Source organism: Streptomyces sp. DH37 (assembly GCF_029813835.1).
Taxonomy (GTDB): Bacteria; Actinomycetota; Actinomycetes; order Streptomycetales; family Streptomycetaceae; genus Streptomyces.
Genome location: NZ_JARVKV010000006.1, coordinates 125,800 through 151,988, shown reverse-complemented (window position 1 = coordinate 151,988; position 26,189 = coordinate 125,800). Strand labels below are relative to the sequence as shown.

The following is a 26,189-nucleotide window of genomic DNA, read 5'->3' as shown; positions in this document are numbered from 1 at the left end:
TCTCCCCTCCCGGTGGAGTGCCGATCTCGCATGCTCTTGTCGCCCGCCGGCCGGTGATCCACTAGTTGGGAATCTCCGTTTCGAGGTCGCCTGCCATTCTGCTGACATTGTCGGAGGCGATGGAGAAACCGATCTCGTTCCCGTCCTTCACCCAGTCGGCGATTTGATTGGCATAGGGCTTGTCACCGGCCTCGGCCACCTGTATCGCGGCGATCTGACCGTGTGACGTGCTGTTCTCCAGGGCCCTTTCCCACCGCGCACCGACGTCCTTTCCGGCGTCCTTGAGGTTGTTCGGCTCGACCGCACCGAAGATCTGCTCCAGGACGACACTGGTGGCCGTGCCGGCGGCTCCACCGGCGGCGGCTCCGCCGGCGGGTGTCGCGATGAAGCTCGTCCCCACGCCGATCCCGGTGCCGATGGTCCCGGAGATGATGTTCTTCGCCTGCCCCATCGACTTCTGGTAGTCCTCGTCCTTCTGGTGCGCTTCTCCCAGAACCGCCTCCTGACGGCCGATGGCCAGGGTTCCGCTGATCTCACCGGAGCGCTTGGCGATCTCCTCAACCGTGGTCTGGGGATCCTGCGGGTAGCGTCTGTCCTCCGGGACGTCGGAGTTCAGGTGATAGTCGAAGAGGTTGGTCATGTAGGCCTTCTGGCCCATCTCGATTTTCGAGAACCCTTCCGTGTTCTGGCCCACGCTGACCAGGAAGCGCGTGACGTCGCTGTGGTCCGGTTCAGCGGCGGAACCGGCGACCGGGAACAGCAGGTTGGTGTTCCCGTGCTCGTCGTCGGCCATGGCCCGGTTGATGTCGGGCAGGTACTCCGCCGCGATCTGGCCGAAGCTGTCGGACAGGTAACCGCGCTTGGTCAGGCGCTCGGGGTCGTCGGAGACGGAGGCGACGATGCTCTCCATCAGCCTGGCCTGCTCCGGGCTGTGCGGGGGGAGGTCCGGGGTGGGCTGCTCGCCGGCCGGGTGGCCGGTGGTCGCGGCCTCCAGGGCCCAGCCCATGGCGTTCTGCCCGGTGACGCTCTCCTTGAACTCGTCGTTGTACTCCTTGGGCCACTCCCGTTCCTCGAAGAGGTACTGGAAGACGGACAGCTCGACCTTCCCCTTGTTGCCGTCGCCGTCGGTGTCCCGGGTGAAGTCGTGGTCCTCGTCCTTGGTGACGAAGGTGCCGCTGAAGAAGTCGGTGGCGGCCTCCGGGCTCCTGCCGAGGGCCATCAGGTAGCCCGTCATCGGGTCCGAGCCGCCGTCGGTGCCCGTGCGGTTGAGCATGGGGTCCATGGGGAACTGGCGCCAGGCCAGGGACGCGTCCCTGCCGTTGCCGCTGCGTTCCTTCTCGACCCGGACGAGTTCGTCGCCGTAGTTCTTCAGGAACTTGTCGTCGAAGTCGCCCCAGCGCATCAGGTTGCTCATGACCTGCACGCCCATGGCCCGCGGGTTGTCCCTGGAGGGGACGAACTCCCCGCCGAGCCCGACCATCTCCCGCTCCCAGCGCTGCATGGCCGCGCTGTCGGACTGGGTGGCGTTGGCCAGGGTCAGGCTCAGGTTCTCCTGCAGGCCGCCGTACTTGTCCACCCGGGCCTGGCCGAGCTGCATGTTGGTGTGCGGGTCGTTGATGCCCGCCCAGAAGTCCAGCACGCCCCGGGGGCCCAGCGCGGTCGCGAACCGCTCGGCGAAGAGGTCGTCGTCCTTGTACTGGGCCATGGTGGAGTTGAACTCGTCGAACTCCTCGGGGGACATGCCCTTGGGGTCCTTGGCGAGTTCGGCCGCCCGGTCGGCGGCCTTCATCGCGGCGGCGGCGGAGTCGCGGTCCTTGTAGGACGCGTCGGAGAAGCCGTAGGGGCTCTGGTCGGCCAGGGCGCGCAGGGCCCTGGCCGCGCTGCTGTCGCTCTCGGTGGCCTTGGTGAGGATGGCCTGGACCTCGTCGCGGAGGTTCTCGGCGTCCTGGGGGCTGTGGTCGGGGACCTCGGTGCCCTCGGCGGCGCGGTCGGGGTGGATGTTCATGGTGACGGTGAAGCCGCCGTCGCCGGTGTCCCTCACCGTCAGGTTCTTCTTCAGGCCGCGCTCGATGGCCTCGTTGAGCTGCCGCCGGTAGTCGACCAGCTCGTCGCGGGTGTCCCTGAGGATGCTGTGGATGGAGGACGCCTGGGTGTGGGCGTCGCCGAACTCGCCGACGGTCTTGGCGATGAACTCCCGGGTCACCGAGGCGTTCTGGCCGGACCAGTCGGCTTTTCCGGCCTTGCCGTCGAGCTGCGTCCGGGCGTCCTCCTCCAGGGTCTTGAGCTTGCCGACCATCTCGGACCAGTCGCCGACGGCCGTGTCGAGGGAGGAGAAGTTCGCGAAGCGGAGGGCGTCGAGGTCCATCAGCGCTGCGTCCTCTCGTCGAAGCCCTCGTCGAGCTGGGAGAGGCTGTTGAAGACCCCGCTGATGTAGTGCTCGTCGTTGCTGTGGGCCCTGTCGGTGTACTCCAGGTGGTTGGAGATGTGGGCGCAGGCGTCGGTCAGGGTCCGAAGCTGCTCCTTCCACCGGGTGGTGACGTGGTCCAGGGCGCCGCCGATCTCGAAGTCCTTCCTCAGCGCCGCCGCCGCGCTGTAGCTGCTGGCCCGGGCGTGGTCGCCGTCCTTCACCAGCCGCCCGCGGAGCTTGAACGCCTCGTCCCCGATGGCGGCCAGGTCCTTCTGGTCCACCGACAGGTCGCCCTGCGGGGCGCCGCCGCCGCCCTCTCCGCCGTCGAGCTGGTTCAGCCGCGTCTGCGTGGACCTCCGCTGCGCGGCGGCGCTCACCAGCCGGTTCCACTCGTCGTCGAACGACACGCAACCCTCCCCCGTGTTCCGGATCTCCGTACCGTGCAGGGGAACGCTATAGAAACGGGGGCCGCCGGTGCCAGCGCGGTGCGCGGGCCGGCGGCGGGGCCGGCGGGACGCCGTGCGGACGATGCCCGGTTCGTGGCGGTGTGCTCCGGCGGGTATGTCCGGAAGGGGAAGGCATGGCCGCCCCGGTCGCGGGGCGGCGCGGTCTTGTGGCCCTTGTGGGGAGATCCGGTGAGGAGGCCCGGTGCGGTGCGCCGCCGGGTCCGGTCGCGGCGGGGCGCGTCCGGACGGGCCGGGTGTGCTGTACTTCGGCTACCGGATGTGCCGTGCCGTTTTCCGGACATGGTGCCGTACGTACCGCCCGCACGACAGAAGTGGCCCACGCGCAGTGCGACTGAACGAACTCGACGAACGCATCGTCCGCGCCCTCGCCGAGGACGCCCGCCGCTCCTACGCCGACATCGGCGCCGAGGTGGGGCTGTCCGCCCCCGCCGTCAAACGCCGGGTGGACCGGCTGCGCGAGCAGGGGGCCATCACCGGGTTCACCGTGCGGGTGGACCCGGCGGTGCTCGGCTGGGAGACCGAGGGCTTCGTCGAGATGTACTGCCGCCACAAGACCTCCCCGCAGGACATCCGCCGGGGTCTCGCGCGCTATCCGGAGGTGGCGTCCGCCTCGACCGTGACGGGTGACGCGGACGCCATCGTCCAGGTCTTCGCCTCCGACATGCGGCATTTCGAGCGGGTGCTGGAGCGGATCGCGGGGGAGCCGTTCGTGGAGCGCACCCGGTCGGTGCTCGTCCTCTCCCCGCTGCTGCGCCGCTACGGTTCGGGGTCGCCCGCCTGAGACGCCGCGGGCGCGCAACGAATCGACGCCCACGGGCCGCAAGACGCAACGGATCGGTGCACGGTGCGCAACGGGTGCGGCTTGTGGGGCCCGGCGGGCGGACCGTACCGTCGAGACGTCCCCAGCTCACGCGCCCGTACCCGCCCCTGCCCGGGTACGGCGGCACGGAGCGAACTCCGAACGGAGAGGTCCCATGACGCCGCTGCGCACCGCGCTGCTCCAGGGCCCCGGCGGTGTCCCCGGCTCCACCGCGGACAGCCTGGAGGCCCTCGACCGCGCCGCCCGCCGGGCCGCCGCCGAGGGGGCCCGGCTGCTGGTCGCCTCCGAGATGTACCTGACCGGGTACGCCCTCGGCGAGCGGGTGGCGGAGCTGGCCGAGCCCGCCGACGGCCCCGGCGCCGAGGCGGTGGCCCGCATCGCCGCCGGGCACGGGCTCGCCATCGCCTACGGCTACCCCGAGCGGGAGGGCCGCGGGGTGTACAACTCCGTCCAGCTCGTCGGCCCCGACGGCGCCCGGCTCGCCAACTACCGCAAGACCCATCTGTACGGCGGCTTCGAGACCGCCCGCTTCACCCCGGGCGACACCCCCGTCGTCCAGGCCGACCTCGACGGCGTCCGCGTCGGGATGCTGGTCTGCTACGACGTGGAGTTCCCCGAGAACGTCCGCGCCCACGCCCTGGCCGGGACCGAGCTGCTGCTGGTGCCGACCGCGCTGATGCGGCCCTACGAGATCGTCGCCGAGACCCTCGTCCCGGCCCGCGCCTTCGAGAACCAGCTCTACATCGCCTACGCCAACCGCTGCGGCACCGAGGGCGCGGACGGGGAGGGGGAGGGCGGCGCGTTCGCCTTCGCCGGGCTGAGCTGCCTGGCCGCCCCCGACGGCACGGTCCGCGCCCGCGCGGGAGCGGGGGAGGACCTGGTCACCGCCGACGTCGACCCGGCGCGGCTGAGGGCGTCGCGCGCCGACAACCCGTACCTGCGCGACCGCCGCCCCGAGCTCTACGCGTCCCTCGCCTGAGCCCGGCCCCGCCCCGTCACGTTCCGCCCCCACCCCGCAGCCGACCACCGGTCCGGGCCGACCGCCCGGACCCGGCCCGCCACGTACCACCCAGGAGAACCGCCCATGACCTCCACGGTGCCCGCCGCCGTCCACGACGAGCAGCACGCCCGGGCGCAGACCGAGCCGCCCGTCACCATGTTCGGCCCGGACTTCCCCTTCGCCTACGACGACTACCTCGCCCACCCCGCCGGCCTCGGCCAGGTGCCCGCCACCGAGCACGGCACCGAGGTCGCGGTCATCGGCGGCGGCCTGTCGGGGATCGTCGCCGCGTACGAGCTGATGAAGATGGGTCTGAAGCCGGTGGTCTACGAGGCCGACCGGATCGGCGGGCGGCTGCGCACGGCCCGCTTCGAGGGCTGCGACCCCGCGCTGACCGCCGAGATGGGCGCGATGCGCTTCCCGCCGTCCTCCACCGCCTTCTGGCACTACGCGGACCTGGTGGGCCTGGAGACGAAGCCGTTCCCCAACCCGCTGGCCCCCGAGACACCCTCCACCGTCGTCGACCTCAAGGGCGAGTCCCACTACGCCCGGACCCTGGACGACCTGCCGGAGGTCTACCACCAGGTGATGGACGCCTGGAACGCCTGCCTGGAGGAGGGCGCCGACTTCTCCGACATGCAGAAGGCCATACGGACGCGCGACGTGGCGCGCATCCGCGAGATCTGGTCGCGCCTGGTGGAGAAGCTCGACAACCAGACCTTCTACGGCTTCCTGTGCGACTCCCCGGCGTTCTCCTCCTTCCGCCACCGGGAGATCTTCGGCCAGGTCGGCTTCGGCACCGGCGGCTGGGACACCGACTTCCCCAACTCCATCCTGGAGATCCTGCGGGTCGTCTACACCGGCGCCGACGACGACCACCGCGGCATCGTCGGCGGCAGCCAGCAGCTCCCGCTGCGGCTGTGGGAGCGCGAGCCGGCCAAGCTGGTGCACTGGCCGCTCGGGACCTCGCTGAAGTCCCTGCACGGCGGCGACCCGCGCCCGGCGGTGGTCCGGCTGCACCGCACGGCGGGCAACCGCATCACCGTCACCGACGCGACCGGCGACGTGCGCACCTACCGGGCGGCGATCTTCACCGCCCAGTCCTGGATGCTGCTGTCGAAGATCGACTGCGACGACGACCTGTTCCCCATCGACCACTGGACGGCGATCGAGCGGACCCACTACATGGAGTCCTCCAAGCTGTTCGTGCCGGTGGACCGGCCCTTCTGGCTGGACAAGGACGAGCGCACGGGCCGCGACACGATGAGCATGACGCTCACCGACCGGATGACGCGCGGCACGTACCTGCTGGACGACGGACCGGACAGGCCCGCCGTGATCTGCCTGTCGTACACCTGGTGCGACGACTCCCTGAAGTGGCTGCCGCTGAGCCCGCAGGAGCGGCTGGAGGTCATGCTCAAGTCGTTGCGGGAGATCTATCCGAACGTCGACATCCGCAAGCACATCATCGGCAACCCGGTCACCGTCTCCTGGGAGAACGAGCCCTACTTCATGGGGGCCTTCAAGGCGAACCTGCCGGGCCACTACCGCTACCAGCGGCGGCTGTTCACCCACTTCGTGCAGGACCGGCTGCCCGAGGACAAGCGCGGCATCTTCCTCGCCGGCGACGACATCTCCTGGACGGCCGGCTGGGCCGAGGGCGCGGTGCAGACGGCGCTCAACGCGGTGTGGGGCGTGATGAACCACCTCGGCGGCTCCACCGACGCCGCCAACCCCGGGCCGGGCGACGTCTACGACGAGATCGCCCCGGTCGAACTCCCCGAGGACTGAGCGGGGATCGAGCGGGGACCGAGCGAGGACTGGGCGAGGACCGAGCAGCGCGACCGGGGCCCGGCGGGAGTGCGGGGCGGGCCGGCGCGGGGGAGGGGAGCGGCGCGGGAGGGCGTCCCCGTCACGCCCCTCCCGCGCCGACCGTGCTCTCCCGGACGATCAGCCGGTAGTCCGCCTCGACCTCCCGCACCTCCGGCGGGCCGTCCGCCCGCCGCCCGCCGCGGCCGGTGCCGCCGATGAGGGCGTCCAGCAGCTCCACCGCCGTACGGGCGATCCGGGCCTTGTCCGGGGAGATCGTGGTCAGCGTCGGGGTGCTGTACCGGCCGTCCTCGATGTCGTCGAACCCCGCCACCGCCACGTCCTGCGGCACCCTCAGCCCGGCGGACAGGGCGGTGCGCAGGGCACCCAGGGCCAGCAGGTCGTTGAAGCAGAAGACGGCCTGCGGGGGCTCGTCCAGATCCAGCAGGCGGCGCATCAGCGCGGCGCCGTCGGCGCGGTGGTACGACCCGGTCGGCGGGACCAGCCGCTCGTCGTAGGGCAGTCCGGCGGCCCGGAGCGCCTGCCGGTACCCGGCCAGCCGCAGCCGGGCGGTGTTGGCGCCGGGGCTGTCCTGGGCGCCGATGGCGCCGATGCGGGTGTGGCCCAGCGAGATCAGGTGCTCGGTCACCTCGCGGGCGGCCCGCTGGTTGTCGATGGCCACGTGGTGGGTGGGCCCGTCCAGGATCCGCTCGCCGAGCAGCACCAGCGGGGTGTTGTCGGTGCGGGCGGCCAGCTCCTCCCGGCCGACGGCGATCGGGCTGAAGATCAGCCCGTCGATGAGCTGCTCCCGGATGCCCTGGAGCACCTCGCGCTCGCGGTCGGCCAGACCGTCGGTCTGGTCGATCAGCACCGTCCAGCCGCGCTCGACGGCGGCGTCGATGACGAACCGGGACAGCTCGGCGAAGTACGGCGCGTCCAGCTCGGGGAGGGCCAGGGCGATCACGCCGGTGCGGCCGCGGCGCAGGTTGCGGGCGGAGAGGTTCGGGCGGTACTCCAGCTCGGCCAGCGCCTTCTCGACCTTCTCCCGCGTGTGCGGAGCCACGTAGGTGTAGCCGTTGACCACGTTGGAGACGGTCTTGACCGAGACCCCGGCCCGTGCGGCCACGTCCTTGAGGCTGGCGCCCACCTCTCATCACCTCCACCCGGCACCCATCGGTGCCCCTTCGCGAAGCGGTACGGGTCACCCTGGCACATCACCGGCGCGCGGTGCGGGCCGACTCGGCACCGGGTGCCACACGTGGCGCGTCCGCGCTCCCCGCGGGCGGGCCCATCCGGTTCGGAAGAACCGGTGTCGGAGCTATTTACAACGCTGTTTCAACGATGTAATCGTATCAGCGCACGGCAGCCGCCCGGTCCGCCGCCCGTCCGGGACCACCGGAGGGAACCGCGGCCGACGGCCCGCGGCAGCGGACCCGTACGCGGTGAGCGTGCCCCGCGGACGGGACCGTCCTCCCCCTCCCGTCCGCGGTACGCCCCGTCCCCTCGAGCACCAGGGAGCGCCCATGCCCACGGCCCGTCTCACCCTCGACCCCGGCTTCCGGGTCGGCGCCGTCGACCGGCGCCTGTTCGGCTCGTTCGTCGAGCACATGGGACGGACGGTGTACACCGGGATCTTCCAGCCCGGCCACCCGGCGGCCGACGCGGACGGCTTCCGCACCGACGTGCTGGACCTCGTCCGCGAACTCGGCGTCACCCTCGTCCGCTACCCCGGCGGCAACTTCGTCTCCAACCACCGCTGGGAGGACGGGGTCGGCCCCCGCGAGGAGCGCCCCACCCGCCTGGACCTGGCCTGGCGCAGCGTGGAGAGCAACGCCTTCGGCCTCAACGAGTTCATGGCCTGGACCGCCAGGGCCGGCGTCGAGCCGATGATGGCCCTCAACCTCGGCACCCGCGGCACCCCCGAGGCCCTGGCCCTGCTGGAGTACGCCAACCACCCCGGCGGCACCGCCCACTCCGAGCTGCGCCGCTCGCACGGCGTGCCCGACCCGCACGGCATCCGCATGTGGTGCCTGGGCAACGAACTGGACGGGCCCTGGCAGATGGGCCACAAGACCGCCCACGAGTACGGCCGGCTCGCGGCCGAGACGGCCCGTGCGATGAAGCGCTTCGACCCCTCCCTGGAACTGGTCGCCTGCGGCAGCTCCAACGCCCACATCGACACCTTCGCCTCCTGGGAGGCGACCGTCCTGGAGCACACCTACGAGTTCGCCGACTACATCTCCCTGCACGCGTACTACGACCCCGAGGGCACCGACGCCGACTCCTTCCTGGCCAGCGCCACCGGGATGGACCGGATGATCGACGCGATCACGGCCACCGCCGACCACGTCGGCGCCAAGCTGCGCAGCCGCAAGAGGATCAAGCTCTCCTTCGACGAGTGGAACGTGTGGTACCAGAGCCGCTTCGGAGGCGAGGACTCGCTGGACTGGCGGCCCGCCCCCCGGCTCATCGAGGACGTCTACGACGTGACCGACGCCGTCGTCGTCGGCAGCCTGCTGATCACCCTGCTGCGCCACGCCGACCGGGTCGGCGCCGCCTGCCAGGCCCAGCTCGCCAACGTCATCGCCCCGATCATGACCGAGCCCGACGGCCCCGCCTGGCGGCAGACGATCTTCCACCCCTTCGCGCAGACCGCCCGCCACGCCCGCGGCACGGTGCTGCGCGTCGAGCCGGACTCGCCGGTGGTGGAGACCGCCGAGTACGGGGAGGTCCCGGCGCTGTGGGCCACGGCCACCCACGACGAGGAGAGCGGCGCGATCGCCCTGTTCGCCGTCAACCGCGACCGCACCTCCCCCCTCACCCTCACCGCCGGACTGCGCCCCTTCCCCGGCGCCCGGGTGGTGGAGCACCTGGTGCTCGCCGACGACGACCCGGGCGCGGCCAACACCGCCGAGCACCCCGACCGCGTGACCCCCCGCCCGGTCGGCGGCACCGGGACCGACGGCGGCGCCCTCACCGTGGAACTGCCGCCGGCCTCCTGGACCATGATCCGGCTCGCCACGGACCCCGCGGGCTGACAGCCCCGCCGCCCCCGACAGACCGACTCCCTCCCGAGGAGCAGAACATGAGCGGTACATCCCCGTACGGTACGAACATGCGGCGCAGGGCCTTCCTCGGCGCCGCCGGCGCCCTGGCCGGAACCGGCCTGCTCACCGCCTGCGGCGGCGGCACCGAGCTGGGCGCCGACGGCTCCACCGACGGCTCCCTCGACGACGCCCCCCGTTTCGAGGGGGGCGAGTACGACGGGCCGAAGGTGACCCTGCAGTACTGGAACGGCTTCACCGGCGGCGACGGCCCGCACATGCGCGCCATGGTCCAGGCGTTCAACAAGGAGTACGCCGGCCGCATCGAGGTCCGGAACACCACCCGCCAGTGGCAGGACCTCTACCCGGCGATGCCCACCGCCATCACCGCGGGCAAGGGCCCCGACGTGGCCGTCATCCACAACGACTGGGTCGCCACCTTCGCCGCCCGCCGCACCCTCGTGCCGCTGGACGACGTGGTCTCCTCGCTGGGCATGAAGGAGTCGGACTTCATCCCGGCGGTCTGGCAGGCCGGCGTCTACCGGGACAAGCGCTACAGCGTCCCGCTGGACGTGCACTGCCTGGCCGACTACGCCAACGCCAGGCACCTGACCCGCGCCGGTCTGGACGCACCGCCCCGCGACCGCTCCGGCTACGAGGACGCGCTCGCCGAACTCGCGGACGCGGGCGTCAAGCACCCGTTCTGGATGCCCAACAAGTGGCCGGCGCACCTGATGTTCATGTCCCTGCTGTGGCAGTTCGGCGGCGAGCTGTACAGCGAGGACGGCACGGAGGCGCTGTGGGGCTCGGACGCCGGCGTCGAGGCGCTGAGCTGGATGCGGGAGCAGATCGACAAGGGGTACAGCCCCGGCCAGGTCGCCCAGGACGCGCAGTACAACGCCTTCAAGAACGGCGGGGTCAGCTTCACCTGGGACGGCATCTGGCAGATCAACGACCTGAAGGCCAACGCCGGGAAGCTGGACTGGCGGATGGCGCCGGTCCCCGTGATCGGCGGGAAGGCCGCCGTGTGGAGCGCCTCGCACAACTTCGTGCTCACCTCGCAGGCCGCCAGGGACGAGAACAAGGTGCAGGCCGCCAAGTTCTTCATCGACTACATGAGCAAGCAGTCCACCGAGTGGGCCAAGGCCGGGATGATCCCCGCCCGCAACTCCGTGCGCGCCGAGGGCGAGGTGGCGAAGCTGCCGCAGATCGCCCTGGCGCGGGACGTGGAGGCGTTCCACTTCCTGCCCGCCCTGCCCGGCGTCGGCGACGTCCAGTCCAAGGCGCTGGAACTGGCCGTCCAGAAGGCGGTCCTGGGCCGGGCCGCACCGGCCGAGGCGCTGGCCGAGGGCGTGCGGACGGCCGACAAGCTCCTGGCGGAGAACCAGCAGAAGTACGCGAAGTGAGGCATCCGACGTGGCACCGCGGCTGATCGCACGGCCGACCACCAAGACCCCGGGAGCGGGGGCGGGCAGAGCCCCCGCCCGGGTGGCCACCCGCCCCTACCGGTGGTGGACGCCGTACCTGTTCATGGCGCCCTACCTGGCGCTGTTCGCCGTCTTCGTCCTGGCCCCGATCGGCTACGGCCTGTGGATCAGCCTCCACGAGTGGGACATCAACATCCCGGCCAAACCCTTCGTCGGGCTCGACAACTACCGCGAACTGCTCGACTCGTCCGGCGTGGAGGGTCCGCGCTTCTGGACGGCGATGCGCGCGACGGGGATCTTCACCGCGCTGTCGCTGCCCTTCCTGCTGATCGTGCCGCTGTTCGTGGCGATGCTGATGAACGGGCGCTTCCGCGGGCGCAACCTGTACCGGGCGGTGTACTTCGCCCCGTACGTGCTCGGCGTCGCCGTCGTCGGCCTGCTGTGGCGCTTCCTGCTCGACGGCAACATCGGCATCGTCAACCACTACCTGGGCGTCCTCGGGCTGCCCGACGACGTCCAGTGGACCACCGACACCCCCGCCGCCTGGTGGGGCCTGGTCGGCGTCACCGTCTGGTGGACGCTCGGCCTCAACGCCGTGATCTACCTCGCCGGGCTCCAGGACATCCCCGCGGAGCTCTACGAGGCGGCCCGGGTCGACGGCGCCGGCGCCTGGCACCGGTTCGTCCACGTCACCCTGCCCGGGCTGCGGCCGGTGCTGCTGTTCGTGGTCAACGCCACGATGCTGGCGTCGGCCAACATGTTCGGCCAGTCCTACCTGATCACGACCGGCGCCCCGGCGGACGAGACCAAGACCGCGATCTTCCTGATCGCCGAGACCGGTCTGCGCCGCTTCGAGATGGGCACCGCCTCGGCGATGAGCTTCGTGCTCGCCCTGGCGCTGATGGCCGCCAGCGCGGTGCTCTTCCGCATCTTCCGCGACCGGCAGGAGGACCGATGACCGCCACCCGCACCGCCCCCGCCGCCGCCCCGGCCCGCGAGCCGGACGCCCTTGGCGGCGGTCGGCCCGCCCGGAGCGGGCCGACCGCCCGGAAGCGGCTGCGCCGCTCCCTGCTCCACCTGGTGCTGGCCGTCGTCGCGGCGCTCTACCTCAGTCCGCTGCTGTACATGCTGGTCACCTCGTTCAAGACGCGCGGCGAGGCCGGGGCCACCGAGCCGCGCTGGTTCCCCGACCCGGTCACCCTGGACGCGTACCGGGTGGTGCTGGGCTCCGCCGACAGCCCCGTCATGCGCTGGTTCCTCAACAGCCTGCTCGCGGCGGGCGCCCACGCGCTGCTGGTGCTGGCCACCGCGGCCCCGGCGGCGTACGCGCTGGCCCGGATGGACTTCCGCGGCCGGGGCACGGTCTTCGCCGCCGTCGTGGCCACCCTCTTCGTGCCCCCGGTGATCCTGCTGGTGCCCAACTTCCTGATCGTCAACGAGCTGGCCTGGGTGGACAGCCTGCCCGCGGTGATCGTCCCCGGCGCGGCCGGCGCGTTCGGCGTCTTCTTCCTGCGGCAGTTCTTCCTGACGCTGCCCGCCGAGCTGGAGGAGGCCGCCGAGATCGACGGCTGCAACCGCTGGCAGATCTTCGTGCGGGTGGTCCTGCCGCTGTCCCGGCCCGCCCTGGTCACGCTCGCGCTGCTGTCGTTCCTGGCCAACTGGAACGACTTCCTGTGGCCGCTGTACGTGCTGCTCAGCCCCGAGTCGCTGACGCTGCCCGCCGGACTGGCCAACTTCCAGGGGGCCAACAACATCCGCTACGACCTGCTGATGGCCGGGGCCGTCATCGCCAGCGTCCCCGTCCTGCTGCTGTACGTGGTGGCGCAGCGCTGGGTGATCGAGGGGGTGTCCCGCTCGGGACTGAAGGGATGAGCCCCCGGGATCCGCCCGGGGCCGGGGGGCCGGGCGGATCCCGGGGGACCGGGGCCCGGGGGCCGGGGGTCTCACCCCGTACGCGTGCCCGGGCAGCGCTCCAGCGGGGTGAGCAGGAAGCGGCCCACCAGGCCCACCCCCGCGTCCAGCCGGCGGGTGAACTCCTCGGCCAGCTCCGGCAGCCGCCGCATGCTCCACAGCAGGCGCGCCGCCGACCACGCCGCGTCCCGGGCCCGCTCCATGCTCCAGCCGGCGATCAGGTGGGTGAGCGGATCGGCGACGTCCAGCGGGTCGGGACCGGGCATCAGGTCCTCGCGGACCCGCTCCTCCAGCTCCACCAGGATGTCCCCGATCCGGTCGAACGCGCCCTGCAGGGCGGACGGCTCGCAGCCGTGCGCCCGGGCGGTGTCCACCACGGCCAGCGCCAGGTCGTGCCCGATGTGCGCGTTGATCCCCGCCAGTGCGAACTGCACCGGGTGCACGCCCGGGTGGTGGCGCGCCTGGACCAGGGGGCGCCAGCAGGCGGGGCCGGGCGCCCCGGCGGCGGCCAGGTCGACGGCGGCCAGATAGCGGCCGGCGAAGACCGCCGCCAGGGTCGCGGCGGAACGGGGGCGGGGGAGGAGGCCGTCGACGAGGCCGCGCCGCACCGACAGCGTCACGGTCAGGTAGACCCGGTTGAAGACCGCGATCCCGTCGTGCGGGGGCAGTTCCTCCTCCAGCGCGCGCATCCGCGCGATCATCCCGTCCACGCCGTCCACCCCGTCAACGGCTGCGGGCCCGGCTGCGGGCCCGGCGGCGAGCCCGGACTGCGTCATCGTCATGCACTCAGAGTGACAGAACGACACGTAACGTAGGCGTCTTCGCGGGAAGTCCCCCGGATCGGGCGACCTCCGAACGAGGGGCGCGGAGCCGGGGAGCGGCCGCCCCTACCGCCCGCCGGGCTCGGCGCCGCCCGCGCCGGTCCCCGTGCCCGTCCCGGTGTCGGTGCCGGTGTCGGTGTCGGTGTCGTAGGAGGAGGTGCCCTCGTCCAGCAGCGGTTCCTGCTCGCGCATGTGCGCCGGGGCCAGCGCCCGCAGCACGTGGTAGCCGGTGAGGACGACGATGGTGCCCAGCGCGATGCCGTTCAGCTCGAAGCTGTCGGTGATCTCCAGGCTGACCCCGCCGACGCCGATGATGACGCCCGCGGACACCGGCACCAGGTTCAGCGGGTTGCGCAGGTCCACCCGGCCCGCGAGCCAGATCTGCGCGCCGAGCAGGCCGATCATGCCGTAGAGGATCACGGTGATCCCGCCGAGCACCCCGCCGGGGATCGCGGCGATCACCGCGCCGAACTTTGGGCACAGCCCGAACAGCACCGCGAAGCACGCGGCGGCCCAGTAGGCGGCGGTGGAGTAGACGCGGGTCGCGGCCATCACGCCGATGTTCTCGGAGTACGTGGTGGTGGCCGGGCCGCCGACCGCCGTGGAGAGCACCGTGGCCGCGCCGTCGGCGCCGATCGCGGTGCCCAGCTTGTCGTCGAGGGGGTCGCCGGTCATCTCGCCCACGGCCTTCACGTGCCCCGCGTTCTCGGCGATCAGCGCGATCACCACCGGCAGCGCCACCAGGATCGCCGACCACTGGAACTCGGGGGCGTGCAGGGAGGGCAGGCCGATCCAGTCGGCCTCGGAGACCGCCGAGAGGTCCAGCCGCCAGTGGTCGACGGCCTCGGTGCCGCCCGCCGGGGAGTGGATCCTCCCGAAGACCCGGTCCAGCACCCAGGAGACGAGGTAGCCGAAGACCAGCCCGAGGAAGATCGCCACGCGCGACCAGAAGCCGCGCAGCGCCACCACGGCGAGCCCGGTGAAGAGCATCGTCAGCAGCGCCGTCCACTGGTCCTGCGGCCAGTACGTCGAGGCCGTCACCGGCGCCAGGTTGAAGCCGATCAGCATCACGACCGCGCCGGTGACCACGGGCGGCATCACGGCGTGGATGACCCGCGCGCCGAACCGCTGCACCACCAGACCGGCCAGCAGCAGCACCACGCCGACCACCAGCAGCGCCCCGGTGATCGTCCCGCTGTCGCCGCCCGACGCCCGGATCGCCGCGGCGACGCCGACGAAGGAGAGGCTGGAGCCCAGGTAGCTGGGCACCCGGCCGCGCGTCAGGAGCAGGAACACCATGGTGGCGACGCCCGACATCATGATGGCCAGGTTGGGGTCCAGGCCCATGAGGACGGGGGCGACGAAGGTGGCGCCGAACATGGCGACCACGTGCTGTGCCCCCAGCCCGGCCGTACGCGGCCACGACAGCCGCTCGTCGGGCCGTACGACGGCTCCGGGCGCCGGCGTGCGGCCGTCGCCGTGCAGGGTCCAGCGCAGACCGAGGCCCATGGGTGCTCCGTTTCGTGTTCGTGCGGCGACGCGCTCCGGCGTGCGATCAGATGTGCGATCGGAATCGACCGGTCCACATGCTACGGGCCGCCTCCGGGAGATGTCAGGTGGTCGATCATGGCCGGATCCACCGGAACCGCCCTCCTGACCAGCGGCGTCGCCTCCCGCCCCGCCCGGTCAGCCGCCCGACGGCGGCCGCGCGCCCGCCGGGTCCGCCGGGTCCGCCGACGAGTCCGCCACCGGGCCGGCCGGGCCGGGGCGCAGCGCCCCCGCGCCCAGCAGCAGCCCGGACAGCAGCACCGTCACCAGAGCGAAGGAGACCGGTAGCGAGGTGAACTCGGCGGTCCAGCCCACCGCCGCCGGAGCCGCCAGCCCCGAGGCGTACGCCAGCGTCGCCACGCCCGCGATGGCCTGCCCCGGAGCGGCCGACGCGGTACGGCCCGCCGCCGCGAAGCACAGCGGCACCACCACGGCGATCCCGATGCCCAGCAGCGCGAAACCCGCCACCGCCGCCACCGGGCCGGGGGCGACCACCACCAGCGCTCCGCCGGCGGTGGCCAGCGCGCCGCTGATCCGTACCGTGCGGACCGGGCCGAGGCGGCGTACGACGGCGTCGCCGGCCAGGCGGGCGGCGGCCATGGTGCAGGCGAACGCGGTGTACGCGCCGGCCGCCAGGCCCGGCGGGGCGCCGGTGACGTCCCGCAGGTAGATCCCCGCCCAGTCCATCGACGCGCCCTCGGCGAAGACCGCGAAGAAGCCGATCGCCCCGACGGCCAGGATCCCGCGGTGGGGCAGGGCGAAGCGCGGCGGCTCCCGCGGCGTCCGGCCGGTCCGCACGTTCAGCGTCCGGCGCGCCGCCGCCACCGAGACCGCGGCGAGCACCGGGGCGGCCAGGGCGAGGTGGATCCGGGCGTCCAGGGCGACGTGGGCGGCGAGCGCGCCCGCGCCACCGCCCACCAGCGCGCCCACGCTCCACATGCCGTGCAGCCCCGACATCACCGACCGGCCGAAGCGCTCCTCGACCTGCACCGCGTGGGCGTTCATCGCCACGTCCGCGATGCCCAGGCCCGCGCCGTAGAGGAGGAGCGCGCCGCACAGCCAGCCGAAGCCGGGGGCCAGAGCGGGCAGCGCGAGACCCGTGCAGCACAGCGCCATCAGCACCCGCAGCGCGGCGCGCGGCCCGTGGCGGTGGGCCAGCCGCGCCGAGAAGGGCATCGAGGCGGCGGCGCCGACGGTGGCGAAGACCAGGGCGAGCCCGAGCCGGCCGGTGCCCAGCCCCAGGTGCTCCTGGATCCAGGGGATGCGGGTGGCGAAGCTGCCGCTGGCCGCCCCGTGGGCGGCGAAGACCACGGCCACGGCGCGCCGGGCGCGCACCACCCGCGCGCGCCCGGCGTCGTCCGGCTCCCGCCGCCCCTCCACGGCCGCACCTCCCCGGGGCCCGTCCCGCCGGGCCGTCCGCTCGTCTCCGCTCCTGCCGCTCCGGTCAGTTTCCCCGCAGTTCCGCCCGCGCATCCCCGGCGCTCCGGGCCACGACACCGCCCCGGCCGGGCACGCCCAGCACCCCGGCGGCCAGGACGAGGACGGCGGTCGCGGCGGTGACCAGGCCGAACGACGCCCGCAGCGAGATCAGTTCGGCGAGGAGCCCGATGACGGTCGGCGCGGCCAGGGTGGTGGTGTAGGTGATGGTGGCGACGCCGGCGATGGCCTGGCCGGGCGCCGGGCCGCTGTGCCCGGCCGCGGCGAAGGCCAGCGGCACCACCACGGCGATCCCGATGCCCAGCAGCGCGAAGCCGGTGACGCCCGCCACCGGGCCGGGGGCGACCACCACCAGCGCTCCGCCGGCGGTGGCCAGCGCGCCGCTGATCCGTACCGTGCGGACCGGGCCGAGGCGGCGTACGACGGCGTCGCCGGCCAGGCGGGCGGCGGCCATGGTGCAGGCGAACGCGGTGTAGCTCGCGGCGGCGATCGTCTCCGACGAGCCGGTGACGTCCCTGAGGTAGACGCCGGACCAGTCCATCGACGCACCCTCGGCGAGCACCGCGCACACCCCCACCGCGCCGATCAGCAGGGCCGAGCGCGGCGGCAGGGCGAAGCGCGGCGGCGCCTCCTGCTCCGGCGCGGGGCGTACGTCCAGCAGCCCGCGGCAGGCCACCGGCACGGCCGCGACCAGGACGGCGGCGGCCAGCGCCAGGTGGATCCGGGCGTCCAGACCCAGGTGGACGGCTCCCACTCCGGCCGCCGAGCCCAGCAGCGCGCCCACGCTCCACATGCCGTGCAGCCCGGACATGATCGAGCGCCCGTAGCGCTGCTCCACCTCCACGCCCTGCGCGTTCATGGCCACGTCCGCCATTCCGGCGGTGGCGCCCAGCACGAGGAACGCGGCGCACAGCACGGCCGGATGGGGGGAGAGGGCGGGCAGGGCGAGGGAGGCGCACCACAGGGCGAGCAGGGTGCGTACGGCCGCCCGCCCGCCGTAGCGGTGCACGATGCGCCCGGCCAGCGGCATGGCGAGCGTGGCGCCGATCGCGGGGAAGGCCAGGGTGAGCCCCAACTGGCCGTTGCTCAGGTCGAGCTGGTCCCTGATCCAGGGGATGCGGGTGGTGAAGCCGCCGGAGACCGCGCCGTGCAGGGCGAACACCAGGGCGACCGAGCGCCGGGCCCGGCGGATGGGGGAAGTCGGCATGCGCGTAAACTATCAGGAAGCCTGCCTGAAAGAAAAAGGTTATCTGCGAGGATTCCGGAATGACCCTGCCCGCACGTCCCGCACCTCCCGCACGCACCGCGTCGCCCCGCACGGCCCGCGCCATCAACGACCGGATCGCGCTGGAACTGCTGGTGGAGCACGGCCCCCTGACGGCCGGCCGGCTCAAGGAGCTGACCGGGCTCTCCCGGCCCAGCGTCGCCGACCTGCTGCGGCGGCTCGCCGAGGACGGACTGGTCGAGGACGTCGGAGAGGCGGGCGCGGCCCGCCGCGGCCCCAACGCGCGGCTGTACGGCCTGGTCGCCGACCGCGCCCACGTCGCGGCCGTGGACGTCCGCACCGGCAGCGTCTCCTTCGCCCTGGCCGACCTCGCCGGCGGCGCGGTCGGACGGACGGTGCTGCCCGTCGAGGAGGACGGGGGCGACCCCGTGGAGCGGACGGTGGCGGCCCTCCGGGAGGCGCTGCGCGAGAACGGCGTCACCGCGCTGCACACCGTCGCCGTCGGCGCCCCCGGCATGATCGACCCCGCCACCGGGGCCCTCGGCCGCAGCACCTCCCTGCCCGCCTGGCACGCCCGCGTCCCGGCCGCCCTGCGCGAACGGCTGGGCGCGCCGGTGGTGCTGGAGAACGAGGTGAACCTCGCGGGCATCGCCGAGCACCGCCTCGGCGCGGCGCGCGGCCGCGACACCTTCGTCCTGCTGTGGCTGGGCCACGGGGTGGGCGCCGCCGTCGTCCTGGACGGCGCGCTGCGCCGGGGGGCCTCCGGCGGCACCGGCGAGGTCGGCTTCCTGCCGGTGCCCGGCACCGCCGGACTGCCGTCGGCGACCGTCTGCGACGGCGGCTTCCACTCCCTGGCCGGCGCCGAGGCGGTGTGCGCGCTGGCCCGCGAACACGGCGTCCGGCCGCCGCCGCACGACCCCGGGGACGGCTCCCGCGCCGCGGAGGCGGTGGTGCGCGCGGCGGTGGCGGGGGAGGCGGGGGCCGGGGGGGAGGCGTTCCTGGACGCGCTGGCCGGACGTGTCGCCGTGGGCGCCGCGGCGGTCGCCTCCGTGCTCGACCCCGGCTGCGTGGTGCTCGGCGGGGAGGTGGGACGGGCCGGGGGGCGGGCGCTCGCCGAGCGCGTCGCGGAGCGGCTGGCCGGGATGTCGCCGCTGGCCACCGAGGTGCTGTGCGGCACGGTCGAGGGCAGCCCGGTGCTCGGCGGCGGCCTGGTGACGGCCCTGGACGCGGCGCGGCGGGAGCTGTTCACCCCGCGGTGACGCGAGGTGGACGGCTCCCGCCGGGGGCGTCACCGGTGTGCGGACCGGTTCAGCAGGCGCCCAGGTCCTGCCAGACGCCCCACTCGCCGGTGGTGCCGGGCTCCTCGCCCTGCGTCCACCACCTGGCCTTCCAGGTGCGGTCCCGCCAGGAGACGGTCGCGCCGCCGGAGTAGGCGGTGGCCCGGTTCCACGCGGCGGCGGAGCACTCGCCGCCACCGCCCGCGGCGCCCGTGGCGCCCCCGGTGGTCGTGCCGGTGGTGGTGCCGCCGTCCGTACCCCCGGTGGTCGTGCCGGTGGTGGTGCCGGTGGTCGTGCCGCCGGTGGACGGGTCGCCGCCGTCCACCACCGTCACGCCGCGCGCCAGGTCGCCGGCGAGCGCGTACGTCCTCCCGCCGAAGGTGACCGTCCAGTTCGACGGGGTGGAGACGGGCAGGTGGTACACGAAGTCCAGCTCCACCGACGCGCCCGGCGCCAGGGTCTGCCAGGCGGGCAGCTTCAGCGAGACGCGGTGGAAGTCGCCGTCCAGTCCGCCGACGTTGCCCGCGCGGGTGTGGTCGCTGTCGACGATCGCGGTGCCGAAGCCCGACTGGTCCTTGGCGTTGCCCGGCGCGGAGGTGGCGTAGTCGAACCGGAACTCCGTGCCGCCCGGCAGGGTCGCCTTCGAGTTGTTGGTGATCCTCAGCTTGGGCGCGATCGGGTAGTTGGAGTCGCCGAGGGCGAACTTCCCGAACTCCACGCCGATGTCCAGGGCCCGGTCCGGCATGTCGGTGTTCGCGCGCCGCGCGCCGTACGGGGAGGCCGACCTGAACTTCTCGTACATCGCCGTGGTGAGCGTGTCGCCCGTCTCGTACTGGCCCTTGGCCGCGTTCCAGCCGTAGTCGCCGGCCAGCTCCCACACCATGGTGCCGCCGATGCCCTTGTCCACCACGTAGTCGGCCTTGGCGTTCACCGACTGCTCGTCCTCGGTGGACAGGAACACCCTCTTCCGCGCGTTCCACAGCCACGGCGCGGTCAGCGTCGCGTCGTACTTCCGGACGTAGTCGCCGGTCAGCTCGGTGCCGGCGGGCAGGCCGTACGCGCCGACGTAGTCGCCGACGATGCCCTTCTCCAGGTTCTTGGCGTGCCACATCGGGTTGGAGCCGGCCGGGGACTCCTTGCCGTTCGCGTCCTTGTCGTGCCACAGGTTGTCGATGCCGACCGCTCCGTCGCCGCACCTGGTCAGCCCCGAGCCCGCCGGGCACTCGGTCGCCGCCGCCTTCCCCCACAGCCCGTCCGTGCCGCCGGTGACGTTCTTCCAGCCGCGCGTGTAGTACGGCAGGCCGATGTTGATGCGCCCGGCCGGCATCGAGCCGCGGAAGTAGTGGTACGCCCAGTCGGTGTTGAGGTAGCCGATGCCGCCGTACTGGGAGGTGGTGTAGACGCCCGCCTGGGCCAGCTCGCCGTCCCGGCCGTCGTCGTACAGCGAGGCGTTGGGGCCGACGTACTCGTTCCAGGCTCCGTGCAGGTCGTAGGACATGATGTTGACGTAGTCCAGGTACTTCTGCACCTGGAAGGTCTCCATGCCGCGCAGCAGGTAGCCCGAGGAGGGCGCGGCGACGGTGAGCAGGTAGTGCCTGCCGTCGGCGGCGCCGGCGCGGTCCAGCCTCTCGCGCAGCGTCTTCATCAGGGCCGCGTAGCCCTTGACCAGCCCGGCGCGGCGGGCGTTGGCGATCCGCCAGTCGAGCGGGTTGCCGGCGTCCTTCATGGTCGTGGGGTACTCGTAGTCGATGTCCACGCCGTTGAAGCCGTACTTCCGGACGAAGTCGACGGCCGAGGCGGCGAAGGTGTCGATGCCCGCCTGGTTGACGCTGCCGTCGGCGTTGGTGGCCATGGTGTAGAAGCCGCCGGAGTCCACCCGCTCGCCGCCGGGGCCGAAGTAGCCGCCGGTCTCGGCCCAGCCGCCCACGGACACCAGGGTCCTGACGTCCGGGTGCTGCTTCTTGAACTTGTTCAGCAGGTTGAAGTGGCCCTTGTACGGCAGGGACGGGTCCATCTCGGCGCCCGCGACGCCGGGCCAGGTCATGCCGGTCGCGGCGTTGCCCGGCCCGTCGGGTCCCACCGAGAGCCGGTTGCCGCCGTCGACGTGCGCGAAGGCGTAGTTGATGTGGGTGACCTTGTCCCACGGGATGTCGGAGGCCAGGTAGCGGGGCGCGCCGTCGGCGCCGGTGCGCCAGCCGGTGAAGTAGCCGATGATGCGCCGCTGGTGGTCGGCGCCCATCTTCTCGCGCCCGGCGGTGTCGTACACCGAGCAGTAGGGGACGTCGACGCCCGGTGTCGCGTACAGCCCGTCGGGGCGGCAGGAGGCGTGGTCCTCGGCGGCGTGGGAGGGGGAGCCGGGCAGGGTGCCGAGCAGCAGTCCGGCGACGGCGGCGGCCGTCGCCGCGAACGCGGCCCTGGCGCGTACGCGGGTGCGGGTGCGGGGCGGTCTGCTGCGGGGTGCGGGGACGGGCGTGCTGGGCGACACGGGGGCCTCCGGTGCGGGGTGAGGGTGAGGGGTGGACGGAGCCGCGCCCGGGGCGCCCGGCCAGAGGGTCCGGGGCGGTGCGGGGCGGGCGGTGCGGTCCGGGGGGCGGGTTCGTGCTCGGGGGCCCGGGGCGTGCGCACGCCCCGGGCCGACTCCTCGAAGGTGCCGCAGACACTAAGAGGACTAGACCAGACGGTCAATAGGTCTGGACCAATTGAGCGGCAACTTCTGTGAGTCAGGCCACAACTCCCCGCTGGTGCCGCCCGATCCGGACGTGGCACACTGGTCGCGTACCAACGTCAAGCGCACTCCGGGGTCGGTGAAAGTCCGAACCGGCGGTTACAGTCCGCGACCCGGCCGCTGCCAGCGGCCGGTTGACCAGGTGAAACTCCTGGACCGACGGTTAAAGTCCGGATGGGAGGCAGTGCGCGGCGGGCCGCGAGACGGCCGGTACGCCGCTGTCGGCGGATCCTCGGGCGCCCCCACCGGGCGCGCACGGAGTCCGCCTGTCACCCGGCGTCCCGTCCCCCCGCGAGACCGCTCGTTTTCCCGTACGCCCCGGAGTCCGTGCCCGAAGAGGCAGGAGGACCCGGTGGCCACCGAAGCCGCAGCGCCCACCGCGCGGGAGCGCGAACGCGACGCCATGCGCCGCGCCGTCCTCCTCTCCGCCCGCGGCCTCGGCTCCACCAGCCCCAACCCCGTCGTCGGTTGCGTCGTCCTCGACACCGGCGGGCGGATCGTCGGCGAGGGCTGGCACCGGCGCGCCGGCGGCCCCCACGCGGAGGTCCACGCCCTCGCCGAGGCGGGGGAGGCGGCCCGCGGCGGCACCGCCGTCGTCACCCTGGAGCCCTGCGACCACACCGGCCGCACCGGCCCGTGCAGCCGGGCCCTGATCGACGCCGGCGTCGCCCGGGTGGTCTACGCCGTCGCCGACCCCACCCCGGCCGCGCGCGGCGGCGCGGACACCCTGGCCGCCGCCGGGATCGACGTCGAGGGCGGGATGCTGGCGGAGGAGGCCGCCGAGGTCAACGCCCCCTGGCTGACCTCGGTACGCCTCGGCCGCCCCCACGTGCGCTGGAAGTACGCCGCCACCCTTGACGGCCGCACCGCCGCCGCCGACGGCACCAGCCGCTGGATCACCTCCGGCGAGGCCCGCGCGGACGTCCACCGGCTGCGCGCCGAGGCCGACGCCGTGCTCGTCGGCTCCGGGACCGCCCGCGCCGACGACCCCCACCTCGCGGTGCGCGGCGTACCCGGGGCCGTCCAGCCGCTGCGCGTCGTCGCCGACACCGAGGCCTCCGCCGTCAAGCCCGGCGCCCGCGTCCTGGACGGCGCCGCGCCCACCCTGATCGCCGTCGCCGACGACCTGCCGGACGCCGCCACCGCCCACCTCGACGGGCACGCCGAGGTGCTGCGGCTGCCGCGCGACGGCGGCGGGCACGGCCGCGGCCTGGACGTCGCCGCGCTGCTCACCGCCCTCCACGCCCGCGGCGTGCGGTCGGTGCTGCTGGAGGGCGGCGCCACCCTGGCCGGAGCCTTCGTCGCCGCCCGCGCGGTGGACCGGGTCACCGCCTACCTCGCCCCGGCCCTCCTGGGCGCCGGCCCCGCCGCCCTCGCCGACGCCGGAATCGCCACCATCGCCGACGTGTTGCGCCTGACGGTGACCGGAATCGAGCGGATCGGGCCCGATCTGCGCGTCGACGCCGTGCCCGCCGCCCCCGCCCCCGCCGTCCACGAGCCCAAGGAGTCCTGAGTGTTCACCGGAATCGTCGAAGAACTGGGCGAGGTCGTCGCCGTCGAGAAGCTGGAGGACAGCTCCCGCTTCCGGCTGCGCGGCCCGCTGGTCACCGAGGGCGCGCGGCACGGCGACTCGATCGCGGTCAACGGCGTCTGCCTGACCGTCGTGGACACCCGCGACGGCGAGTTCACCGCCGACGTCATGGCCGAGACCCTCGGGCGCTCCAGCCTCGGCGCGCTCTCCGCCGGCGACCGCGTCAACCTGGAGCGCCCCATGGCGCTCGGCGGCCGGCTCGGCGGCCACATCGTCCAGGGCCACGTGGACGGCACCGGCACCGTCACCGAGCGCGTCCCCGGCGAGAACTGGGAGATCGTCAGGATCGCCGTCCCCGGCGGGCTCACCCGCTACATCGTCGAGAAGGGCTCGATCACCGTGGACGGCGTCAGCCTGACCGTCGTCGAGGCGGGCGAGAGCGACTTCACCGTCAGCCTCATCCCCACCACCCTCGCCCTGACCACGCTGGGCGTGAAGGGCGTGGGGGACCCGGTCAACCTGGAGGTCGACGTCCTGGCCAAGTACGTCGAGCGGCTGCTGGGCCACCGCGCCACCGCTCCCGCGGCCCCCGCCGCCACGCCGGCCGGGATCACCGGGACCACCGGGATCACCGGGGCCGTCCGGTGAGCGCGCTGGAGTGGCTCGACGGGACCCTCAACGGCACCGCCTTCGAGGCGTTCGGCCAGACCGTGAAGTGGTCCGACATGGTCGGCAACACCATGGGCCTGATCGCCCTCGCCCTCGGCTGGCGCCGGTCCATCTGGACCTGGCCCGCCCAGTTCCTGGCCGGCCTCGTCCTGGTCGCCGCCTACGCCTCCGCCCAGCTCTCCGGCGGCGTCGGCAAGCAACTGCTGGTCATCGGCGTCGCCGTGTGGGGCTGGCGCCAGTGGCGGCGTGACGGCGGCGCCGCGTCGGCGGCCGCCGACGCGGCGGCCGAACCGTCCTCCGACAGCAGGATCACCGTGCGCTTCGCCACCTGGCGCGAACGCGGATGGCTGCTGGCCGGAACGGCGGCCGGCACCCTCGCCGTCGGCGGGCTGTTCACGCTCTACCCCCAGCTGTCCTGGAGCCCGTGGGCCGACGCGTACATCTTCGTCGGCACCCTGGCCGCGATGGTCGCCCAGGCCCGCGGATGGGTGGAGTTCTGGTTCGCCTGGCTGCTGGTGGACCTGGTCGGCGTCCCGCTCGCCTTCGGCAGCGGCCTCGCCTTCTCCGGCCTGGTCTACGTCATCTACTTCGTCCTCGTCCTGTGGGGTCTGCGCGACTGGTGGCTGCGCTCCCGCGCCCGGGCGGCGAACGACCCCGCTCTGGAAGGAGCCGCGACATGACCGCGCTGCACACCTGGAATCCGTACACCGCCGACACCGCCGACACCGCCGGCACCGCCGACGCGTTCGACGGCGCCCTGGTCCTGGACCCGGTCGAGCGCGCGATCGCCGACATCGCCGCCGGGCGCCCGGTGGTCGTCGTCGACGACGCGGACCGCGAGAACGAGGGCGACCTCGTCGTCGCCGCCGAGCTGATCACGCCCGGGATCGTCGCCTTCATGATGAGCGAGTGCCGCGGCCTGATCTGCACGCCGATGGAGGCCGGCGAACTCGACCGCCTGGCACTGCCGCAGATGGTCGGCGACAACACCGAGTCGATGGGCACCGCCTTCACCGTCTCCGTGGACGCCTCCGCCGCGCACGGCGTGACCACCGGCATCTCCGCCGCCGACCGCGCCACCACCATCCGGCTGCTGGCCGACCCCGTCTCCGAGGCCGGCGACTTCGTACGCCCCGGCCACGTCTTCCCGCTGCGCGCCCGCCCCGGCGGCGTCCTGGAGCGTCCCGGCCACACCGAGGCCGGGGTCGACCTCGCCCGCCTCGCCGGACTGCGCCCCGCCGCCGCCATCGTGGAGATCGCGGCCGAGGACGGCACCATGCTGCGCCTGCCGGAACTGGTGCCCTTCGCCCGCAAGCACGGCCTGGCGATCATCTCCATCGAGGACCTGATCGCCCACCGCCGCTCCTCCGAACGGCCCGCGCCCGCGGTCCCCGCCGCCCCCGCGGTCCCGGTCGTCCGCCGCGAGGCCGTCACCGCCCTGCCCACCGCCCACGGCGGCTTCCGGGCCCACGGCTACCGCTCCACCACCGACGGAGTGGAGCACATCGCCCTGGTCGCCGGGGACGTCGAGGGCGCCGAGGACGTCCTGGTGCGGGTGCACTCCGAGTGCCTGACGGGGGACGTGTTCGGCTCGCTGCGCTGCGACTGCGGCCCCCAGCTGGAGGACTCCCTGCGCCGCGTGGCCGAGGAGGGCCGCGGCGTGGTGGTCTACCTGCGCGGGCACGAGGGGCGCGGCATCGGCCTGCTGTCCAAGCTGCGCGCCTACCAGCTCCAGGAGATGGGCCGCGACACCCTCGACGCCAACCTGGAACTGGGCCTGCCCGCCGACGCCCGCGACTACGCCGCCGCGGCGCAGATGCTCACCGACCTCGGCGTGCGCTCCCTGCGCCTGATGACCAACAACCCCGGCAAGACCGAGGCCCTGACCCGCCACGGGCTGCGCGTCACCGGCCGCGAGCCGATGCCCGTCCAGGCGGGCGAGCACAACCTGCGCTACCTGCGCACCAAGCGGGACCGCATGGGGCACGACCTGCCCTGGCTGGACGGGGAACCGCTCGCCGTCTGCGGCAGCCAGTGACCCCGCGTCCCGTCGAACGACCCGTCCACCGGT

The 26,189-nt window shown here is 73.5% G+C and carries 20 protein-coding genes and 1 riboswitch; of the genes, 12 read left to right on the top strand and 8 right to left on the bottom strand.

The window, feature by feature from the left end; all coding sequences use genetic code 11:
• Positions 1–61 precede the first annotated feature (61 nt).
• Entirely contained in the window at positions 62–2,365 is a 2,304-nt protein-coding gene (locus QC029_RS05680; protein ID WP_279554287.1) for a DUF6571 family protein, read from the bottom strand.
• The gene (locus QC029_RS05675) at positions 2,365–2,814 is read right to left on the bottom strand and encodes a hypothetical protein (protein ID WP_279554286.1); all 450 of its coding nucleotides are present in this window, start codon (positions 2,812–2,814) and stop codon (positions 2,365–2,367) included. The genes QC029_RS05680 and QC029_RS05675 overlap by 1 nt, the downstream gene beginning before the upstream one ends.
• A gap of 385 nt (positions 2,815–3,199) precedes the next feature.
• Here QC029_RS05675 and QC029_RS05670 point away from each other — a divergent pair, with 385 nt between their 5' ends.
• From QC029_RS05670 to QC029_RS05660, 3 genes are all read left to right on the top strand, one after another.
• Positions 3,200–3,655 carry an Lrp/AsnC family transcriptional regulator gene (locus QC029_RS05670; RefSeq protein ID WP_279554285.1) on the top strand — a complete coding sequence of 152 codons (456 nt, stop codon included), beginning with the start codon at positions 3,200–3,202 and terminating at the stop codon, positions 3,653–3,655.
• Between the two features lie 193 nt (positions 3,656–3,848).
• Entirely contained in the window at positions 3,849–4,673 is an 825-nt protein-coding gene (locus QC029_RS05665; protein ID WP_279554284.1) for a carbon-nitrogen hydrolase family protein, read from the top strand.
• A 105-nt stretch (positions 4,674–4,778) separates the two neighbouring features.
• Positions 4,779–6,485, top strand: coding sequence for a flavin monoamine oxidase family protein (locus QC029_RS05660; protein WP_279554283.1), 1,707 nt, complete (start codon positions 4,779–4,781; stop codon positions 6,483–6,485).
• Positions 6,486–6,606: 121 nt separating this feature from the next.
• Here QC029_RS05660 and QC029_RS05655 read toward each other — a convergent pair whose 3' ends face one another.
• Positions 6,607–7,650 carry a LacI family DNA-binding transcriptional regulator gene (locus QC029_RS05655; protein ID WP_279554282.1) on the bottom strand — a complete coding sequence of 348 codons (1,044 nt, stop codon included), beginning with the start codon at positions 7,648–7,650 and terminating at the stop codon, positions 6,607–6,609.
• 376 nt (positions 7,651–8,026) lie between these two features.
• On the opposite strand from QC029_RS05655, the gene QC029_RS05650 reads away from it, so the two are divergent.
• The 4 genes from QC029_RS05650 to QC029_RS05635 are packed head-to-tail and all read left to right on the top strand — an operon-like array spanning position 8,027 to position 12,846.
• A complete protein-coding gene (locus QC029_RS05650) occupies positions 8,027–9,541 on the top strand; it encodes an alpha-N-arabinofuranosidase (protein WP_279554281.1) in 1,515 nt (504 codons plus the stop codon).
• A gap of 47 nt (positions 9,542–9,588) precedes the next feature.
• Positions 9,589–10,953 carry an ABC transporter substrate-binding protein gene (locus tag QC029_RS05645; protein ID WP_279554280.1) on the top strand — a complete coding sequence of 455 codons (1,365 nt, stop codon included), beginning with the start codon at positions 9,589–9,591 and terminating at the stop codon, positions 10,951–10,953.
• Positions 10,954–10,963: 10 nt separating this feature from the next.
• Positions 10,964–11,932: a carbohydrate ABC transporter permease gene (locus tag QC029_RS05640; protein ID WP_279554279.1), complete on the top strand. Its 969-nt coding sequence runs from the start codon at positions 10,964–10,966 to the stop codon at positions 11,930–11,932.
• Complete coding sequence (locus QC029_RS05635) at positions 11,929–12,846, top strand: carbohydrate ABC transporter permease (protein WP_279554278.1); 918 nt, start codon at positions 11,929–11,931, stop codon at positions 12,844–12,846. Before QC029_RS05640 ends, QC029_RS05635 begins: the two co-directional genes overlap by 4 nt.
• Positions 12,847–12,917: 71 nt before the next feature.
• Here the strand turns inward: QC029_RS05635 and QC029_RS05630 are convergent, their stop codons facing one another.
• The 4 genes from QC029_RS05630 to QC029_RS05615 form a co-directional block, all read right to left on the bottom strand.
• The gene (locus tag QC029_RS05630; protein ID WP_279554322.1) at positions 12,918–13,586 is read right to left on the bottom strand and encodes a DUF5995 family protein; all 669 of its coding nucleotides are present in this window, start codon (positions 13,584–13,586) and stop codon (positions 12,918–12,920) included.
• 186 nt (positions 13,587–13,772) lie between these two features.
• Entirely contained in the window at positions 13,773–15,215 is a 1,443-nt protein-coding gene (locus QC029_RS05625) for a solute carrier family 23 protein (protein WP_279554277.1), read from the bottom strand.
• 177 nt (positions 15,216–15,392) lie between these two features.
• Positions 15,393–16,634, bottom strand: coding sequence for an MFS transporter (locus tag QC029_RS05620; protein WP_279554276.1), 1,242 nt, complete (start codon positions 16,632–16,634; stop codon positions 15,393–15,395).
• Positions 16,635–16,698: 64 nt separating this feature from the next.
• Positions 16,699–17,898, bottom strand: a complete 1,200-nt coding sequence (locus tag QC029_RS05615) for an MFS transporter (protein ID WP_279554275.1) — start codon at positions 17,896–17,898, stop codon at positions 16,699–16,701.
• A gap of 59 nt (positions 17,899–17,957) precedes the next feature.
• Between QC029_RS05615 and QC029_RS05610 the strand changes: the two genes are divergently transcribed.
• Positions 17,958–19,175, top strand: a complete 1,218-nt coding sequence (locus tag QC029_RS05610) for an ROK family transcriptional regulator (RefSeq protein WP_279554274.1) — start codon at positions 17,958–17,960, stop codon at positions 19,173–19,175.
• 49 nt (positions 19,176–19,224) lie between these two features.
• On the opposite strand, the gene QC029_RS05605 is transcribed toward QC029_RS05610, so the two are convergent.
• On the bottom strand, positions 19,225–21,570 hold the full coding sequence (locus QC029_RS05605) for a chitinase C-terminal domain-containing protein (protein WP_279554321.1): 2,346 nt from the start codon (positions 21,568–21,570) through the stop codon (positions 19,225–19,227).
• 409 nt (positions 21,571–21,979) lie between these two features.
• A riboswitch (FMN riboswitch) is annotated at positions 21,980–22,110 on the top strand.
• A 160-nt stretch (positions 22,111–22,270) separates the two neighbouring features.
• Here QC029_RS05605 and ribD point away from each other — a divergent pair.
• Genes ribD through QC029_RS05585 form a run of 4 tightly spaced genes read left to right on the top strand, consistent with a single transcriptional unit; the run spans position 22,271 to position 26,156 of the window.
• Entirely contained in the window at positions 22,271–23,431 is a 1,161-nt protein-coding gene (gene ribD, locus QC029_RS05600; RefSeq protein ID WP_336621558.1) for a bifunctional diaminohydroxyphosphoribosylaminopyrimidine deaminase/5-amino-6-(5-phosphoribosylamino)uracil reductase RibD, read from the top strand.
• Complete coding sequence (locus QC029_RS05595; RefSeq protein ID WP_279554273.1) at positions 23,432–24,097, top strand: riboflavin synthase; 666 nt, start codon at positions 23,432–23,434, stop codon at positions 24,095–24,097.
• Positions 24,094–24,798, top strand: coding sequence for a nicotinamide riboside transporter PnuC (locus tag QC029_RS05590; protein ID WP_279554272.1), 705 nt, complete (start codon positions 24,094–24,096; stop codon positions 24,796–24,798). The genes QC029_RS05595 and QC029_RS05590 overlap by 4 nt, the downstream gene beginning before the upstream one ends.
• Entirely contained in the window at positions 24,795–26,156 is a 1,362-nt protein-coding gene (locus QC029_RS05585; RefSeq protein WP_279554271.1) for a bifunctional 3,4-dihydroxy-2-butanone-4-phosphate synthase/GTP cyclohydrolase II, read from the top strand. Before QC029_RS05590 ends, QC029_RS05585 begins: the two co-directional genes overlap by 4 nt.
• The last annotated feature ends 33 nt before the right edge of the window (positions 26,157–26,189 follow it).

Coding starts and splice junctions, on each gene's coding strand:
- QC029_RS05680 (WP_279554287.1), bottom strand. CDS start 2,365: ATGGACCTCGACGCCCTCCGCTTCGCGAACTTCTCCTCCCTCGACACG.
- QC029_RS05665 (WP_279554284.1), top strand. CDS start 3,849: ATGACGCCGCTGCGCACCGCGCTGCTCCAGGGCCCCGGCGGTGTCCCC.
- QC029_RS05660 (WP_279554283.1), top strand. CDS start 4,779: ATGACCTCCACGGTGCCCGCCGCCGTCCACGACGAGCAGCACGCCCGG.
- QC029_RS05650 (WP_279554281.1), top strand. CDS start 8,027: ATGCCCACGGCCCGTCTCACCCTCGACCCCGGCTTCCGGGTCGGCGCC.
- QC029_RS05645 (WP_279554280.1), top strand. CDS start 9,589: ATGAGCGGTACATCCCCGTACGGTACGAACATGCGGCGCAGGGCCTTC.
- QC029_RS05635 (WP_279554278.1), top strand. CDS start 11,929: ATGACCGCCACCCGCACCGCCCCCGCCGCCGCCCCGGCCCGCGAGCCG.
- QC029_RS05630 (WP_279554322.1), bottom strand. CDS start 13,586: ATGATCGCGCGGATGCGCGCGCTGGAGGAGGAACTGCCCCCGCACGAC.
- QC029_RS05625 (WP_279554277.1), bottom strand. CDS start 15,215: ATGGGCCTCGGTCTGCGCTGGACCCTGCACGGCGACGGCCGCACGCCG.
- QC029_RS05615 (WP_279554275.1), bottom strand. CDS start 17,898: ATGCCGACTTCCCCCATCCGCCGGGCCCGGCGCTCGGTCGCCCTGGTG.
- QC029_RS05610 (WP_279554274.1), top strand. CDS start 17,958: ATGACCCTGCCCGCACGTCCCGCACCTCCCGCACGCACCGCGTCGCCC.
- QC029_RS05585 (WP_279554271.1), top strand. CDS start 24,795: ATGACCGCGCTGCACACCTGGAATCCGTACACCGCCGACACCGCCGAC.